The organism is Propionigenium maris DSM 9537 (assembly GCF_027925155.1).
GTDB lineage: Bacteria > Fusobacteriota > Fusobacteriia > Fusobacteriales > Fusobacteriaceae > Propionigenium > Propionigenium maris.
On record NZ_BSDY01000004.1, the window covers coordinates 88,622 to 105,299 of the forward strand.

Sequence of the window (16,678 nt, forward strand, 5' to 3'; positions counted from 1 at the left end):
CCATCACAAAATCAACACCTTTTCTTCATATAATTTGAAGAAAACACAAGGAGGAACTACCGTGTCCCTAGATCTATTTCTCAAGGTGGGAGGAGGCTTCTGTATCTTCTACTCCCTCTACCTTTACCTTGAAAACTTCAAATTAAAGAAGCAGATACGTGCAAACAGCTGGTTAAACTATCACAGGGTCACCTCGACAGCTAAAACCCTGGAGGAGGTCATAGCTCTCTACAAGAGTATCCACAGATCTAACCTTAATACCGAGGTCCTGGAGCCCCTCATCAGGGTGGACTCCCACACCACAGAGTTCTCCAAGGGAATCATCCATCAGATCCAGATGTATGAGCCCTCCTTTGAGGAAAAGGATTTTTCCAAGTGGCACACCGAGGGGAAGATCAACAACTCCTCTCTAAGGGTGTTTAAGGCTATCAAGCTTACAAACCCCGAAAGGAAGCCTATCTCTGAGAAGTTCAGGGGATGGCTGAGAAAGCAACTCTTTAAGGAAAAGAAGGTGGAAACTCCCACTTCCACTGAAAAATAAAAGAAAAGCCGGAGGAGTCCTCCGGCTTTTTTTATTTAGCTAATATCTTCTTTAGATACTTTCCCGTATAACTTACATTGGACTTAGCTACCTTTTCAGGGGTCCCCTGGGCTATTACCTGCCCTCCTTCGTCTCCCCCTTCAGGCCCTATATCTATTATGTGATCTGCTGTCTTTATCACATCCAGGTTGTGTTCTATGATAACCACAGTGTTACCCCTCTCCACAAGTCTGTCCAGTACCTCCAGGAGCTTTCTTATATCCTCAAAGTGAAGTCCCGTTGTAGGCTCATCCAGGATGTAGATTGTGTGTCCCCTGCTCATCTTGGACAGCTCCGTTGCCAGCTTTATCCTCTGGGCTTCCCCTCCTGAAAGGGTTGTTGCAGGCTGTCCCAGTTTAATATAATCCAGTCCCACATCCATAAGGACCTTCAGCTTCCTCTCAAGGGACGGGATGGCTTCAAAAAACTCATAGGCCTCTCCCACACTCATCTCCAAAATATCCGAGATATGCTTACCCTTGTAGTGCACCTCCAGGGTTTCCCTGTTATATCTCTTACCCTTACACACCTCACACTCAACATATACATCTGGAAGGAAGTTCATCTCTATCTTTATTATTCCTGCTCCCTGACAGGCTTCACACCTTCCCCCCTTTACATTAAAGGAGAACCTTCCCTTGCTGTATCCTCTGGCCTTAGCTTCCTTTGTTTCAGCAAAGAGTGCTCTGATATCATCAAATATCTTGGTATAGGTTGCCGGGTTGGATCTCGGTGTTCTTCCTATGGGACTCTGATCTATATCTATTACCTTATTTAGCTTCTCTATCCCCTCTACTCCCTTGTTTTCCAGTGGGTAGAGCTTTCCCTTGTTAAGGGTATTGAAGAGTTCTGGAAAGAGGGTCTGGTTGATAAGGGTGGATTTACCACTTCCGCTTACCCCGGTAATAAGGGTCTTTACTCCCAGAGGTATCTCCACCGTCACATCCTTCAGGTTGTTTCCCGTGGCCCCCTTGATCTTTATCTTATCCCTGATCTCCCTTCTCTGGTTGGGAACCTCTATGGCAACCTCTCCCTTGAGGAACTTACCAGTCATGGATTTTTTACTCTTCATTACCTGCTTAGGAGTTCCCTTGGCTACTATATCTCCCCCGAACCTTCCTGCTCCAGGTCCTAGATCCAGAAGATAGTCTGCCTGGAGCATGGTATCCTCATCGTGTTCCACTACGATAAGGGTGTTCCCCAGCTCCTTTAACCTGTTTAAGGTAGCCAGAAGCTTGTCGTTATCTCTCTGGTGAAGACCGATACTTGGTTCATCCAGTACGTAGAGTACCCCGGTAAGACCAGAACCTATCTGGGTAGCCAGCCTGATCCTCTGAGACTCTCCCCCTGAAAGGGTCTTAGTCTCCCTTGCAAGGTTCAGGTAATCTAAGCCTACATTTATCATAAAGGAGAGCCTCTCCCTTATCTCCTTGAGGATCTCCTTGGCTATGATCTCCTCCTTAGGGGTAAGGATCAGTTCCTCAAAAAATCTCAGAGCATCCTTGATGCTTATGGTACAGAGTTCCATGATGTTTCTTCCTGCTACAGTTATGGCAAGAACCTCGGATTTCAGCCTTCTTCCCTTACACTCCTTACACACCCTCTCTACCATATACTTATTCTCTATCTCCTCCTTCATGGAGTCGGAGGCTGTTTCATAGTACCTTCTTTCAAGGTTCTTCACAGCTCCCTCAAAGGTTTTAAACCCGTGGTACTGAAAATCCCTTCCGCTGTAATCCACCCTGAACTTCTTACCCTTGGTTCCGTAGAAGATTATCTCCCTCTCCCTCTTGGTAAGCTTTCCCACAGGCTTATGCATATCTATCCCCACAGACTCTGCCATGGAGGTAAACACCGCCCAGCTGTATCCCTTTCTTGCCTGAGCTCCCGGGATATATATCCCCCCCTCAGCCAGGGAAAGGCTGTTATCTATGATCAGCCTGTTTTCATCTACCTCCAGGTTCTTCCCCAGTCCGTTACACTCAGTGCAGGCACCGTAGGGGGCATTGAAGGAGAAGAGTCTCGGATTGATCTCCGGGATACTTACATCCTCGTGAGTAGAGCAGGCAAAGTTTTCACTGTAGTTATAGTCCATCCCGTCTATATTTACAATGATCCTTCCCTCGGAGAGATCCACTGCTCCCTCTACCGACTGGGTCAGCCTGGAGATAAACTCCTTGTCACCCTTCTTGAGAACCAGTCTGTCCACTACTACCTCTATAGTATGCTTCTTATTTTTATCCAGGTCTATCTCATCCTCCAGGTAGAGGATCTCCCCGTCTACCCTTACCCTTACATATCCCTTCTTGAGAAGATTTAAAAATAAGTTCTTATGGGTTCCCTTCTTCTCCTTCACCACTGGAGCCAGAAGGATCATCTTGGCCTTCTCCTCAAACCTGGTGACTATCTGCTCCACTATCTCCTCTATACTCTGCTTCTCCACAGCCTCTCCGCAGATTGGACAGTGAGCCGTTCCTATATGGGCAAAGAGAAGTCTCATATAGTCATAGACCTCAGTCATAGTTCCCACAATGGATCTTGGGTTTCTATTTGTTGTCTTCTGCTCGATGGAGATAGCCGGCGACAGCCCCTCTATACTGTCCACATCTGGTTTCTGCATCTGACCGATAAACTGTCTGGCATAGGCACTAAGGCTCTCTACATACCTTCTCTGCCCCTCTGAATATATGGTATCAAAGGCCAGGGAGGACTTCCCGCTTCCGCTCACTCCCGTTATTACTATAAACTTATTTTTAGGAAGCTCTATATCTATGTTTTTAAGGTTATGCTCCCTGGCTCCCTTTATCACTATCTTATTTAGCACTCTTACACCTCCGTAGATCGCTATCTTTTCACTCATCAAATTTCTTACTAAACTTCTCAACTAATTATATCACCTTAAGAGGTATTCTACAATTTCATAAGTTGAGGTAATTTAACTTTTTTTTAATCCCTCCCCCATATAACCATCACAATTGGGTGATACCCTTTCTATGTAAATTTATTTTTAAGAGAGGAATGTAAAAAATGAAAAAGTTATTGTTAATTTTTATGCTTATACTTACTGTGAATACCTACTCCAGAGTTGGTCTTGGAGTTGGAGTTGGTTCCGAGACCGAGATACTCATCGGGATAGAAGACTATAATATAGGAATCGGTCTGGAGGATGATACCTCTCTCAGGCTGGATAAACACTTTACCGTTCCAAATACTCCACACTTCTACTGGGGTGTAGGAGGTAAGGTCTCCGAGGATGATGATCACAGGTTGGGAGCCAGGGGAATAGCCGGCCTTAACTTCTTTCCTGAAAGGGAGATCGAGCTATATGCTCAGATAGTTCCAACCCTTTACCTCATAGAGGATACCCACTCGGATATCGAGTACTCCTTAGGGATCAGATACTGGTTAGATTAAGTCGTATTTTTGAATATATCGCCTCCCATAAAATATCTCCCACTCGGGGAGATATTTTAATTTTCTATGAATAATCAACTGTTCCTCTCCCCTCCCTGCTATATCAAAAACCATTTGTAACTTTTAGGTAAAAATGATATAATTTCCAAAATATTAATAATTAAACAAAGCTTATATAAATTTCGGATATGGCGAAATGTTTCTACCGGCTACCTTAAATAGCTGACTATAAGAATTATGTTGTTGTAGTAAAAGCTCTGTTTTCATATATGAAAATAGGGCTTTTTTACTTAACTTTTAAGGGGAAGGTGAATCAATGTTAGAAAAATTGTTTAAACTCAGCGAGAGGGATACCTCTGTGAAACAAGAGGTTCTTGGTGGAATTACTACTTTTATGACTATGTCATATATCATTTTTGTTAATCCTGCTATCATGTCGGATACAGGTATGGATAAGGGAGCCCTTATTACCATTACCTGTCTCTCAGCAGCTATCGGTAGTCTTATTGCAGCTTTTTGGGCAAATGCTCCCCTGGGGCTGGCACCTGGAATGGGACTTAACGCTTTCTTTACATATACACTGGTTATCGGAAAGGGAATCCCTTGGGAAACAGCCCTTGGAGTGGTATTTATCTCGGGACTATTCTTCCTGGTTATGTCCATCGGAGGAATAAGAGAAAAGATCGCCCAGGCTATCCCAGTGGAACTGAAGATAGCTTCCACAGCAGGTATCGGTCTCTTTATAGCCTTCATAGGTCTGAAGAGTATGGGACTTATCGTAGCTAACCCTGCTACCTTTGTATCCCTTGGTGAGTTTACTCCCACTGTAGTTCTTGGGGTTATCGGTATCGTTATCTCTGCTCTCCTTGAGATGAGAGGAGTAAAGGGAGGTATGCTTGCAGGAATGGTGGCTACCACAGTACTTGGAATGCTTATAGGAGTTGTGGAACTTCCTACAACAATAATGTCTATGCCTCCATCTATAGCTCCTATCGCTTTCAAGCTGGATGTTTTAGGGGCCCTTAAGTTCTCACTGATCGGTCCTATCTTCTCATTTATGTTTGTGGACCTGTTCGACTCATTGGGAACACTTATTGCCTGTGCCAAGGAGATGGGTATGGAGGATGAGGATGGTAATATCCTTTCCCTCGGAAGGATGATCCATACAGATGTAGCTTCTACCATAGTAGGTTCCCTTCTTGGTTCAAGTACAGTTACTACCCTTTCAGAGACTACTGCAGGTATAGCTGCAGGGGCTAGGACTGGTCTTGCATCTGTTGTTATAGGAGGGCTCTTCCTTCTGTCGCTGCTATTTACTCCAATAGTTGGAATTGTACCGGCATATGCCACTGCACCGGCTCTTATCATAGTAGGAATCTACATGTTTAAGAACCTCAAGGATCTGGATCTGCATGACTTTAAGACAGCTCTTCCTGTATTTGCCACAGTGATCATGATGCCGCTGACATACAGTATCAGTACTGGTCTTAGCTTCGGATTCCTTTCATTTATCGTTGTCCATGCAGGAAGCGGGGAGCACAAGAAGGTTTCACCGGTACTTTGGGGGATAGGAGCACTATCCATGGTAAATCTAATCGTATAGTTAAAAGATCGGGAAGTTTCTCCCGGTCTTTTTTTATTTCCACCAGCTCTCCCCTTCTTTAACATATATTCCACTAATCTTCTATAGAACAGCTTACTCAAACTTTAAAAAAATCCACTTTCTCATTTTTTGATTTCTACCATATAACAAAGATTTTACAAGGCCTGCAAAATCTATTTTTAATTTAATTTTCTATTTTTATAGTATCATAGTTGAATTTTGTGTTTTTTAATGGTACTATCAGAGCATAGATAGGTCTTTTGTTCATAATTAAAAGAAATGATAATGGGGGAGGAAAAATGAAAGGCAAGTTAGATTTAATATGGGATGATTTTTTATCCGACCTGGGTAGAAGTATCAGTATCCCGAGTATTTTAAAGGAAGATGACTCTAAATATCCCTTTGGGCAGGATATTCAGAGAGTTCTGGAGGAAACTGTGTCTCTGGCTGAAAGGCTTGGATTTAAAACCTATACAGATCCAGAGGGGTACTATGGTTACGCTGAGATCGGTAAGGGAGAGGAATTGGTAGGAGTTTTAGGACACCTGGATGTAGTTCCCACAGGAGATCTCTCCAAGTGGAATACAGACCCCTTCAAACTGGAGGTAGTAGAGGATAAACTCTACGGAAGAGGAACCAAAGACGACAAGGGGCCCCTTCTGGCAGCTCTCTACTCAGCTCACCTGTTGATCAAGGAGGGACATGAGTTCGGCAGAAGACTTAGGTTTATCTTCGGGACCGATGAGGAAAACCTCTGGAGGGGAATCTCAAAGTATCTGGAAAAAGAGGAGATCCCTTCAATAAGCTTCACTCCAGACAGCGGTTTCCCAGTAGTATATGCTGAAAAGGGACTGGTTCAGTACTCCCTAGAGGGTAAAAATGAAAGTAATATCTCAATGGCAGGGGGAGATGCTCTAAACTCCACTCCAAGCAAGATGGTCTACTCAGGGGAAAAGATAGAGGAGATAATGAGTGAACTGGATAAGTTAAACTTCGAGTATATAAAAGAGGGGGAATCCCTGGAGGTTAAGGGGAAATCCGTTCACACTAAGATTGCTCCCGAGGGTATAAACGCCATCGCAAGACTCCTTATGGGAATGAAAAACTGCGGATTCCAGTCAAAGGTTATAGACTTTGTGGGAGACCTTGTGGAAGAGGATGCTTACGGAACCAAGATCTTCAATGGTCTAGAGGATGAACCTACAGGTAAGCTTACCTTCAATATAGGTAAGATCTCCCTAGATGAAACAACTGAAAAATTAGGGGTAGATATCAGATTCCCTGTAGTTGATACGACTAAGGAGGATATCTTCAACCTTCTGAATAAAAAGGCCAGGGAGTATGGTTTAGAGGTCAAGGAGATAGACTACCTTAGACCTGTATATATGCCCCTTGACTGCGAGCTAATTAAAACTCTACTTGAGACATACCAGAAAAAAACAGGTGACTACACTACTCAGCCTGTGGCTTCTGGCGGGGCTACCTATGCTAGAGCTATGGAGAACTGCGTGGCCTTCGGACCTGCATTCCCTGACAGCGTAAGTACCGAGCATAAACCAAATGAGTTTATCACCCTTAAGGAATTAAAGCTCTCCATGGAGATCTACTACAATACTATTAAAAAACTTACTGGAAAAGGAGAATAACACCGTGAAAGCTAAAAAAGGATTTAAGATGCCATCATCTGTGGTAATTATACTGTCTATTATATCTTTATTCGCAATCTTATCTTGGATCGTTCCCAGCACAGAGTATATAAAAGCTACTGGAGAGTTTGTACCTGGAGAAACTAAAAATCTCGGACTTTCCGACATAGTTATGTCTGTTGTAAAGGGATTCAGAAGCAGATCTGACCTTATAGTATTTATAATTGCCCTAGGCGGGTTCATGGGGATTACCATGAAGACTGGTATGCTGGAAGCACTAATAGGTTCCCTCCTAAAGAAGCTACAGGGAAAGGAGATCTGGCTGATCCCTATCCTTATGTTTATCTTTGCCATTGGAGGAACTACATTTGGACTGGCTGAGGAAACTATCGCCCTTGCTATAGTTATTATTCCTGTATTTGTTCTGGCTGGATTTGATTCAGTTACCGCTTTAATGGTTCTTCTATATGGCCCATCCATAGGATTTAGAGCAAGTACTACAAATCCCTTTGGACTGGGAACAGCTATCGACTCTGTAAATAAGTCCTTAGCACCAATTATCGGAAAGGAAACCTTTATAACACTGGGAGACGGTATGCTCTACAGAGTATTTGCCTTTGTTATACTCTACGCTCTATTTACAGGAATCACCATCTGGTATGCCCTCAGAGTTAAAAAGGATCCGTCAAAGTCCCTTACAAAGGAGCTAAATGAAGCTATCAAGGAAAAGGCTCACCAGCAGTTTGATCTGAGCCAGATTCCAGAGTTCACGCTAAAAAGAAAGATTACTCTGGGAATCTTCATCGGTTCCTTTACCCTTCTGGTATTAGGAGTTGTTCCTTGGGAAAACTTTGGTATCACTATCTTCTCAAATATCCACACTTGGAGCCAGAGCAACCCTGTGGGAATCTTCTTCAATGGAACTACTGCTGCTCTTGGACACTGGTGGTTCAATGAGCTCACTATGCTCTTTATAGTAAGCGCCATCATCCTTGGAATTGTTAACGGCATGAAGGAAAATGAGATCATCTCTGAGTTCTATGCAGGAGCTAAGGATCTCTTTGGAGTTGTTATGATTATAGCAGTAAGTGCAGGAGTTGGAATTATCCTTACCGACAGCGGAATGCAGTACACGATCCTGGATAAGTTGATCTCTATCCTAAAGGGAACTCAGGGTGTGGTATTTGTTGTACTAAACTACATATTCATCATACCTCTGTCTCTGCTTATTCCATCATCTAGCGGTCTGGCTGGGGTTATCTTCCCGATCCTTGGACCTACAGCACATGCTCTGAATAGTTCTCCGGACTTTGTTTCCCTTGTGGTAACAAGCTTCTCCCTTGCAATGGGAACTATCGATTCCCTTTCACCTACCTCATCGGTAGTTATGGGACTATTGGCTATCGCCGCTATTCCATTTGAGAAGTGGGCTAAGATGGCTCTTCCTCTATCTATAATAGGTTTCTTTGTAAGTATAGGGATGATCACCATCTTTGAGTTTATGATCTAAATCACTTTAAATTAAAAAGAAGCAGGGACACAAGGTGTCTCTGCTTCTATAAGTTCTTTAAGATTTAGTCTGCCAGTGCGTCGGCTTTTAATTCCTTTGCAGTTTCCTCATCTAGTGCCTCCATAGTGATTCCTGTATATCCGTAGAATACAGAGATTACTGGGTTTAATAGATTTAGGAAACAGTATGGTACATATATCCATGGAGCTATTCCAAGAGTAGCTATCATATATGCTCCACATGTGTTCCATGGAATAAGTGGTGATGTCAGAGTACCTGAATCCTCAAGAGCTCTTGAAAGGTTCTTAGGATGTAGTCCTCTGTCAGTATAAGCATTCTTAAACATTCTTCCAGGTACAACTATAGATAGGTACTGGTCTCCTGCTACTGTATTTACAAACATAGGAGTAAGCACTGTAGATAGTACTAGCTTACCTGTAGTGTTTGCTCTCTTTAGTATAACTGCTGCAACAGCTCCTAGCATTCCTGTTCTCTCCATTACTCCACCAAAGAACAGAGCACAGATAATAAGGGAGATTGTCCACATCATACTGTCCATTCCACCTCTAGATAGTAGAGAGTCAACCATCTCGTTTCCTGTAGCAGATTCAAAACCATAGTGTAGAGCTCCAAATACATCTCCTACACTAGCTCCCTGGAACATCATTGCAAAGATTCCTCCAAGTAGTGCCCCACCAAATAATCCTGGTACAGCTGGTACCTTCTTTACTACCATTGCTATTGTAAGAACTGGTACTAGGAATAGTACTGGGTTGATGTTAAAGTTTCCAGAAAGAGTTCCTAGGATCTCATTTATTGAGTTTATATCAAGAGCTGCCCCTGCATACTTCATTCCAAGGAAAGCAAATAATACTAATGAGATAATGAAACTTGGTGTTGTTGTGTAAAGCATGTGTCTAATGTGATCGAATAACTTCGCCCCTGCCATTGCTGGTGCTAGGTTAGTTGTGTCTGAAAGTGGTGAAAGCTTGTCACCCATATACGCTCCAGATATGATAGCTCCCGCTGTCATCTGAGGAGGAATTCCAAGACCTGTTCCAACTCCCATAAGTGCAATACCTACTGTAGCTGCTGTACTCCATGAGCTTCCAGTAGCAATAGAAACTATAGCACATATAATAAGTGTTGCTGGTAGAAATATTGCCGGAGATATAATTTTAAGACCATAAAATATCATAGTTGGTACTACTCCAGAAAGTATCCACGTTCCAACTACCATCCCTATAATCATAAGGATCAATATTGCTTCCATCGACATCTTTATTGTATCTACTACACCCTCTTGTATATTTTTCCACTTATAACCCAGTCCAAATACAGCTACTCCAGCAGCTACTATTCCAGACATGAAGATTGGAAGGTGTGGATCTAACCCTGCAAATTGAATTGCATAAACCAAAGATCCAATCAAAAACGTTAATGGTATCAGTGCATGGGACAACTTTGTTTCCTTTACGGTACTCGAACTCATCAAATCACTCCCTTTTTTATATGTTAAAACAATAAAAATTTTTAAAATAAAATAAGACCCCAACTACGGCGTCTTATACATTAAATGAATAATATAATCACCGATAGCTCACCATTAAAATTTAATGACAGTCACATGGATCTTCTCCAATATGCCCAGGTACCAATCTTTAGAGCGATATAGTTCCTTCGGCAACAAAACCTTTCATATTTCTTCTCTGCCCCTCTAAAAGCTCCAAAATATTAGTAATTTTTGCTGCGACCTCTACCTAGTTCTTTGCAATTTCTTATTTATAACATACATTATATCTATAAAACGTACATTTGTCAATAAAAAAAACATTACAAGAACCTAGATAACTAAATTTTCATGATGAAGTAGTTCTTTTATTTTTCTATAAAATCCTTGCCTATATAATTTGATGTCATTGCTTTTAGTAGTGCTCCGTATTCCAGATCAAAGGACAGGATATCCCCTATTTCATAATTATTTTCACTTTCCTCTACATCCATTATCAGGTGGTCACTGCTGGCCCCTATAACTGTTATATTAGGATCTCTTGGGATAAGGCCGTCTGGATCTATATCCTGCCTCCCCACTGCCAGTATAGCTCTCCTTCTTACTCCCCTATCCTCAAACTGAGGCTTGTTTCCAAAGGCATCCATCCCTATCTCACCGGTCGGAATGGACGGTTTACTCTTGAGCTCTATTATTTCAGCTTCAAGTACATAGGAATCTGAACTAGCTCCCTCTACCCTCTCACCGTAGGCAGTTTCCCTTCCAAGAAGTATAGCTTCTCCCAGTCTCAGATTATTTATTCCCTCTGGCATCCTTCCCTCATCTATAAGGTAGAGGCTGCTGGAATTCCCTCCTGATATTATTTCTAAGTTTATTCCGTATTCCTTTTTTATTACTTCAGCCAGGTTAAGCAGCTCTCCCAGGTTGCCCTCACTTGGAATTACTCCCCCATAACATGTGAGGTTTACTCCCAGTCCTGCCAAGCTTATGTTATCTAGCTTTACCACTTCATCTACCACTGTCCTCAGGTCCTCTGGCAGGATCCCCTCTCTCAGGTCCCCCAGCTCCACCATAAGGATTATCTTATGTATCCTTTCCAACTTTCCTGCAGCCACATCTATGGCTCTTATTGTCTCTATCTCAGAGTTAAGACTTATATCCACCAGCCTTACAAGATCATCGATCTCAGACTTCATAGGCAGTCTAAGCAGCACCTTGGGAACCTGATATTCTGCCACCTTTTTAATGTTGTCTATTCTGGAGTCTGCTATATAGGATATTCCTCCCTTTACCATAGCTTCCACCACTCTAGGCTCTGCACAGAATGCCTTGGTTACCCCCATGATACTCAGGTTGTTACTGCTACACTTTTCCACCAGGAGTTTTGTATTCATCTCCACTTTATGTAAATCTATTACTACTCTGGGATATCTATTCAAAGAGCATCCCTCCTTTTAATCGATTTCTAAGCTTCTCTTTAGCAGGATAAGGGCAGCTTCCTTATTTACCTTGGACAGTACTCCAAGAGATGCCATGATATAGTCATTATCTATGGCGATTGATGCTTCTGAAGTAGGAAGAAGCTTATCTCCCTTGTTTGACAGGGCTATCTTCTTTAGAATCTCTCTTCTAGCTGGAAGTCTTGTCAAGGCTCCTCCAGTTCCAACTATCCACTTTACTCCAGTAAGATCCTTACCTACAGCCAGGGTTCTTGTTGTCCCTCCAAAGTAGGTTTTAAATCCTCCTGCATGTCTGTCTGCCGATATTTTTACTGCTGTACAAGTAAGCTTTTCTACAAATTCCAGTTCCTTCTTAGTTTTTGGAATCGCCTTATATTCTAACATTAATTCCTCTAACTTATCCACTGTAAGGGCTAACTTCTCTCCCAGCTTCTCCCTGCCTATCATTCCAACTATATTTTCCATATTTACGTAGACTCCGAGATCTCCCTCCACCGTTCTCTTAGCTTCTGGTTCTGGATCCAGGAGTATTCTGTTTATCTCATCTGTCCCAGCTGTTACAGAGTGAATATCTGTAGTAGCTCCTCCCACATCTATGGTTATCAGATCCCCTATATCCTCCTTGAGTATCTTTGAAGCCTCCATTACAGCTCCAGGTGTAGGGATTATAGGCCCTGAAACCAATTCTCTTACCCGGCTCATTCCCGGCGCATGGGTTATATGCTCCTCAAATACATCCTGTATAACCTTTCTTGTTGGTTCTACATTGAGAGTATCTATCTTTGGGTATACATTGTCCACAAGATAGAGAAGCTCCTCCTTTCCATACTCCCTGAATATAAGCCTTACTTCCTCCTGGTTTTCTACATTTCCTCCGTAGATCACAGGAACCTCCAGGGGAAGCTTAGCTATAGCCTCTGCATTGTATAGGGCTGTATCCCTCTCTCCATAATCCACTCCTCCTGCGACGAGGATTATATTGGGAGATATCTCCATTATCTTGGCCAGGTCTGTTCTCCTGAGCTTTCCTGCAGTTACCATGTGAAGGTTAGCTCCGGCCCCTAGAGCTGCTTCCTTGGCTGCCTTCACAGTCATATCATATACCAGACCGTGAACAGTCATCTTTAGCCCCCCTGCAGCACTGCTTGTAGCCAGAAGTTCATCGTATTCCAGACTCTCAACCTCAAGGTTTGCCTCCAGATCCTTTATGGCATTAGCAAGCCCTATATTTACATCCCCTTCAAGGACAGTGGTACTCCACTGTCCCTGACCTATAAAATGGGGATCTTCTGTATCCAGTCCTACAAAGGCATTTACCACAGTGGTGGTACTTCCTATCTCTGCCACCAATACATCTACTTTCATAAGAACCCATCACCACCTCTTTAAAGATCTACTGCCTTTTTAACCTTCCCACTGGCCGCTTTCAATGAGCTCCTTCTTTCTCTTAACAAAGAATGTAGCTACATTTACTCCCTTGTCGTGCTTTCCAAATCCTTCATCCATTCCCTGCTCCCTTGCAAGTTCAGGAGTTACCTGAGTTCCTCCAGCACAGATTATTACCTTGTCTCTGATTCCCTTCTCTATTGCTAGCTCATGAAGTCTCTTCATGTTTTTATAGTGGATATCATCGTGAGAGATGATAGTAGAGGCTAGTATTACATCTGCATTGAGTTCTACAGCTGCATCGATAAGCTTCTCACAAGGTACGGAAGTTCCTAGGTACTCCACTTCCATTCCGAACTTCTCTATTCCTCCGTGCTTTATATCTATTACTTCTCTTAGACCTACTGAGTGCTCATCCTCTCCCACAGTAGCTGCTACGATCTTAAATGGATGCTCATCCACAAACTTTCTTATCTCATCGTCTGTCATTACCTCTGGCTTTGGAGGAATTACAAGGTCGTTAAGGTCTATGTGGAAGTCCACCTTACCCTTTAACTGTACCCTTGTTCCCTCGCTTGGATGCATCATCTCTGAGTGAATCACCTCTGGCTCAACTAGGTTCATCTTCTTAGCAAACTCTACCGCTGCAAACTCAGCTGTTCTCTGCTCTACTGGCAGGAATACCTCTATCTGTACAGTACCGTCTGCCAGCCACTCTACCTCTGGCTTCACAAGGTTGGAGTTTCTGTAAGCTTCAGTCTCCTCCATTCTTGTATTTACATTGTCCACCTCATCCAGCTCATCTATATAGACGATCTTAGATGGAACTTCAAGGGTAGAACCTCCGATAAGTTCAGCTGGATTTTCAGCATTTCCTCCATACTGCTCCACATTGTTGTCTCCGTAGTGGGCTGTTACTGGAGCCATGTAGTCTGCCTCTCTCTTATATACAGCTCCTGCTCCTACTCCGCCTTCCTGCTTTCTTCCGATTCCGTCTCCGTTTCTCTCTGGATAGTATCCTGAGTCAACAAAGAATCCCTTCTCCACTGCTTCAAAGTATCCGTCAGCTTCTAAGATCTCCTCCATGAATAGAACTGCTCTCTCCTTAAGCTCCCTAACTTTTTCAGGAAGGAACCCTTCAGTTTTCAGCTCCACCATATCCATAAGGCTGTCCATTCCCACAAGGGTCTGCTTAGCTGTGTCACAAGCCTCTATATTGTATACATGCCAAGGAACATTTCTTCCTTCATCTGGAGTTATTGTAGACTGAATATCTGCACTTGTAAGTCTAGAGATAAGCATATTCATAACGTGAGTTACTGTAGCTTCTCTGGAAGATGAAGTTATATATTTGGTATTCATCTGAGCTCTCATCTTATACTCAGAGAAGAAGTCTCTTAGAGCTACTGCATATGGTAGGTCAAGCTTCATACAAGGTGCCGGAGCCGATGTAGGAGGTACTGTTGAAAGACAGATATTTTCCTTCTTGATCCCCACCTTGTAAGAGAAGATAGAGTTCAGTGCGTGCTGCACCATAAGTTCTGGCATTACCTTCCATGCTTCTCTAGCTGTAGCGTTGGCATTGTGCGCTCCGTCTATTTGAGCCATATCAGACCATGCCATAAGCTTCTTAGATTCCGCTGCATCTATAAATGATCTTACCATGTTTACATTTCTATAGAGTACGTTGTACTGAGGATCCTGGTGAGCTCCGTTTACACCTTCCTCAGCAAACATTACTGCGATGTCTGGACCTGCTACTCCACTTACATATGAGTGATAGTTGATAGGTCTTCCTACCTCATCCTCTATAAGATCGCAGGCCTTTCTGTGTGCCCTTACCTGTTTTCTGGTAATAGGTACCCCTCCGATTCCCTGAGGAGATCCCTCTATAAGACCGTCAAAGTGAGACTGTCCCGCTGTTCTTATTACCATCAGGTGGTCCGCTCCGTGCCATGCAGCCATCCTCATTCTTCTTATATCATCCTCAAATCTACCAGAAGCTATCTCTGTAGTGATTGTGTTGTTTGGCTGAGGATCGATATTGTCAAAGTACTTTGCTGCAGGAATTCCTATTCCGTTCTTCAGTGAAGGACTGCAGTCCTTTAACTCAAAGGCACCTACCTTAAGGTTGTCTACCTTCTCTCTCCATGCCCATCCCCTTCTCTTAGGTGTATAGCTTTCAAGGTCTGAGAGAATATTTCTTACATCCATCTTTTCATTGGCCTTAAGTTTCATTATCTCTCACCTCCTTTGAATGTCTCTACCAGATAGTCCCAGTGATTACCCTCTATCATCTGAACTCCAGCTTCCCTTATAGATAGGTTCTTATCCTTAGATACCCTGTAAACAAGGTGACCCACTCCGTGACCCATAAGTCCCCTGTCTATTGCTCCGTCAACAAGAGGTTTTACCTCAAGACTGGAGAATCCCATTCTTAAAAGTACCGATCTCTCTATAGATGGTGTAGTGTGTGTTTTTGCCAGCTCCAGCATTGGATCTACTACCCTTCCAGCCAGCTCCCAGAATCTAGCCTTTAGCTCCTCATCTGATAGGTTTCTCAGATGTTCCCTTCTCTTATCAAAGTCATCACTTCTCTTTAAGTATCCTTTCATCCTGCCCCCTTTTCTATCTCTACACTTTTCTTTTAAACTATAATTAAACTACTGTGCCTCTATGCGCTTGATTAACTCATCCACATATTCAGCAGTTTCCTTTCTCTCCTCATAGAGAGGGTTGTACTCCACTATGTCCACGGAACTTATATTGTGGTTCCTGAACATGTACCTGAAGATCTCCTTCCCCTCCTCCCTGCTTATTCCGTCCTTAACTGGAGTGCTTACCCCTGTCACCTCAAGGGGATCCACTGAATCCAGATCAAAACTGATGTGAATATCCAGGTTATTCTTAGCCAGAATCTCACTTGCCTCAGCAATACATACCTCAAACCCTCTTTCAGCTATCTCACTGTACTTATAGCATCTAACTCCAGCTTCATTGATAAGCTTCTCCTCATCTTCATCTAGAGACCTTATCCCAAAGAGCACTACATTTTCCACCTCAAGCTTACTTCCCTCATAGTGACAGTTTGTAAGCTTATCCGTTCCATATCCTAAAGAAGCTGCTAGAGGCATCCCGTGGATGTGCCCAGATTCTGTAGTGTCCTCTGTGTTAAAGTCTCCATGGGCATCCACCCAAAGAACTCCTATCTTCTTCTCCTTGCTTACCCCTGCGATACTTCCAAGGGCTATAGCATGGTCTCCTCCCATAATTATTGGAAGTTTACCCTCTCTCACCGATCTTTCCGTTCTCACAGCCAGTTCATTACAGGTTTTACTTATGGTATTTAAAAATTTCAGCTTCTTATTTCCAAAATCTTCTTTTTGAGGCTCTACCTCTACAATCTCTATCCTCTTCTCATACTCTGGACATATCTCCACCAGGCTCTCTATTCCATACTCTATTCCGCACCTGCTAGCTCCATAGTGTAGAGGCACCCCTATTAAATCTATCTTTCTACCTTCCATATCCACCACCTGTTGTTACTTTTTTTATTTGCCGGGGAGCTC

Annotated in this window: 12 protein-coding genes and 2 riboswitches; of the genes, 5 read left to right on the top strand and 7 right to left on the bottom strand. The window is 43.0% G+C overall.

What is annotated here, in order from left to right; translation table 11 throughout:
- Nucleotides 1-61 precede the first annotated feature (61 nt).
- Nucleotides 62-541, top strand: coding sequence for a hypothetical protein (locus QMG11_RS05145; RefSeq protein ID WP_281834030.1), 480 nt, complete (start codon nt 62-64; stop codon nt 539-541).
- 31 nt (nt 542-572) lie between these two features.
- On the opposite strand, the gene uvrA is transcribed toward QMG11_RS05145, so the two are convergent.
- On the bottom strand, nt 573-3,404 hold the full coding sequence (gene uvrA, locus QMG11_RS05150) for an excinuclease ABC subunit UvrA (RefSeq protein WP_281834339.1): 2,832 nt from the start codon (nt 3,402-3,404) through the stop codon (nt 573-575).
- Between the two features lie 203 nt (nt 3,405-3,607).
- Here uvrA and QMG11_RS05155 point away from each other — a divergent pair, with 203 nt between their 5' ends.
- From QMG11_RS05155 to QMG11_RS05170, 4 genes are all read left to right on the top strand, one after another.
- On the top strand, nt 3,608-3,994 hold the full coding sequence (locus QMG11_RS05155) for a hypothetical protein (RefSeq protein ID WP_281834032.1): 387 nt from the start codon (nt 3,608-3,610) through the stop codon (nt 3,992-3,994).
- 151 nt (nt 3,995-4,145) lie between these two features.
- Nucleotides 4,146-4,243, top strand: a riboswitch (purine riboswitch).
- Nucleotides 4,244-4,310: 67 nt separating this feature from the next.
- Nucleotides 4,311-5,597, top strand: a complete 1,287-nt coding sequence (locus tag QMG11_RS05160) for an NCS2 family permease (RefSeq protein WP_281834034.1) — start codon at nt 4,311-4,313, stop codon at nt 5,595-5,597.
- A gap of 299 nt (nt 5,598-5,896) precedes the next feature.
- Nucleotides 5,897-7,243: a Sapep family Mn(2+)-dependent dipeptidase gene (locus QMG11_RS05165; protein WP_281834035.1), complete on the top strand. Its 1,347-nt coding sequence runs from the start codon at nt 5,897-5,899 to the stop codon at nt 7,241-7,243.
- Nucleotides 7,244-7,247: 4 nt separating this feature from the next.
- Nucleotides 7,248-8,753, top strand: coding sequence for a YfcC family protein (locus QMG11_RS05170; protein ID WP_281834036.1), 1,506 nt, complete (start codon nt 7,248-7,250; stop codon nt 8,751-8,753).
- A 64-nt stretch (nt 8,754-8,817) separates the two neighbouring features.
- Here QMG11_RS05170 and nhaC read toward each other — a convergent pair whose 3' ends face one another.
- The 6 genes from nhaC to QMG11_RS05200 form a co-directional block, all read right to left on the bottom strand.
- On the bottom strand, nt 8,818-10,245 hold the full coding sequence (nhaC, locus tag QMG11_RS05175; RefSeq protein WP_281834037.1) for a Na+/H+ antiporter NhaC: 1,428 nt from the start codon (nt 10,243-10,245) through the stop codon (nt 8,818-8,820).
- Nucleotides 10,246-10,341: 96 nt separating this feature from the next.
- Nucleotides 10,342-10,520, bottom strand: a riboswitch (Lysine riboswitch).
- A gap of 111 nt (nt 10,521-10,631) precedes the next feature.
- Complete coding sequence (gene orr / locus QMG11_RS05180) at nt 10,632-11,702, bottom strand: ornithine racemase Orr (RefSeq protein ID WP_281834038.1); 1,071 nt, start codon at nt 11,700-11,702, stop codon at nt 10,632-10,634.
- A gap of 15 nt (nt 11,703-11,717) precedes the next feature.
- A complete protein-coding gene (locus QMG11_RS05185) occupies nt 11,718-13,088 on the bottom strand; it encodes a GlmL-related ornithine degradation protein (protein WP_281834040.1) in 1,371 nt (456 codons plus the stop codon).
- Nucleotides 13,089-13,127: 39 nt separating this feature from the next.
- Nucleotides 13,128-15,347, bottom strand: a complete 2,220-nt coding sequence (oraE, locus tag QMG11_RS05190) for a D-ornithine 4,5-aminomutase subunit OraE (RefSeq protein ID WP_281834042.1) — start codon at nt 15,345-15,347, stop codon at nt 13,128-13,130.
- Complete coding sequence (locus QMG11_RS05195; RefSeq protein ID WP_281834044.1) at nt 15,347-15,724, bottom strand: ornithine aminomutase subunit alpha; 378 nt, start codon at nt 15,722-15,724, stop codon at nt 15,347-15,349. The genes oraE and QMG11_RS05195 overlap by 1 nt, the downstream gene beginning before the upstream one ends.
- Nucleotides 15,725-15,772: 48 nt before the next feature.
- Nucleotides 15,773-16,636, bottom strand: a complete 864-nt coding sequence (locus QMG11_RS05200; protein WP_281834046.1) for an arginase — start codon at nt 16,634-16,636, stop codon at nt 15,773-15,775.
- Between the last annotated feature and the right edge of the window lie 42 nt (nt 16,637-16,678).

Bases quoted from the DNA above. Each gene is read 5' to 3' on its own strand.
- QMG11_RS05155 (WP_281834032.1), top strand. From the start codon at position 3,608: ATGAAAAAGTTATTGTTAATTTTTATGCTTATACTTACTGTGAATACC.
- QMG11_RS05160 (WP_281834034.1), top strand. From the start codon at position 4,311: ATGTTAGAAAAATTGTTTAAACTCAGCGAGAGGGATACCTCTGTGAAA.
- QMG11_RS05165 (WP_281834035.1), top strand. From the start codon at position 5,897: ATGAAAGGCAAGTTAGATTTAATATGGGATGATTTTTTATCCGACCTG.
- nhaC (WP_281834037.1), bottom strand. From the start codon at position 10,245: ATGAGTTCGAGTACCGTAAAGGAAACAAAGTTGTCCCATGCACTGATA.
- QMG11_RS05185 (WP_281834040.1), bottom strand. From the start codon at position 13,088: ATGAAAGTAGATGTATTGGTGGCAGAGATAGGAAGTACCACCACTGTG.
- oraE (WP_281834042.1), bottom strand. From the start codon at position 15,347: ATGAAACTTAAGGCCAATGAAAAGATGGATGTAAGAAATATTCTCTCA.
- QMG11_RS05195 (WP_281834044.1), bottom strand. From the start codon at position 15,724: ATGAAAGGATACTTAAAGAGAAGTGATGACTTTGATAAGAGAAGGGAA.
- QMG11_RS05200 (WP_281834046.1), bottom strand. From the start codon at position 16,636: ATGGAAGGTAGAAAGATAGATTTAATAGGGGTGCCTCTACACTATGGA.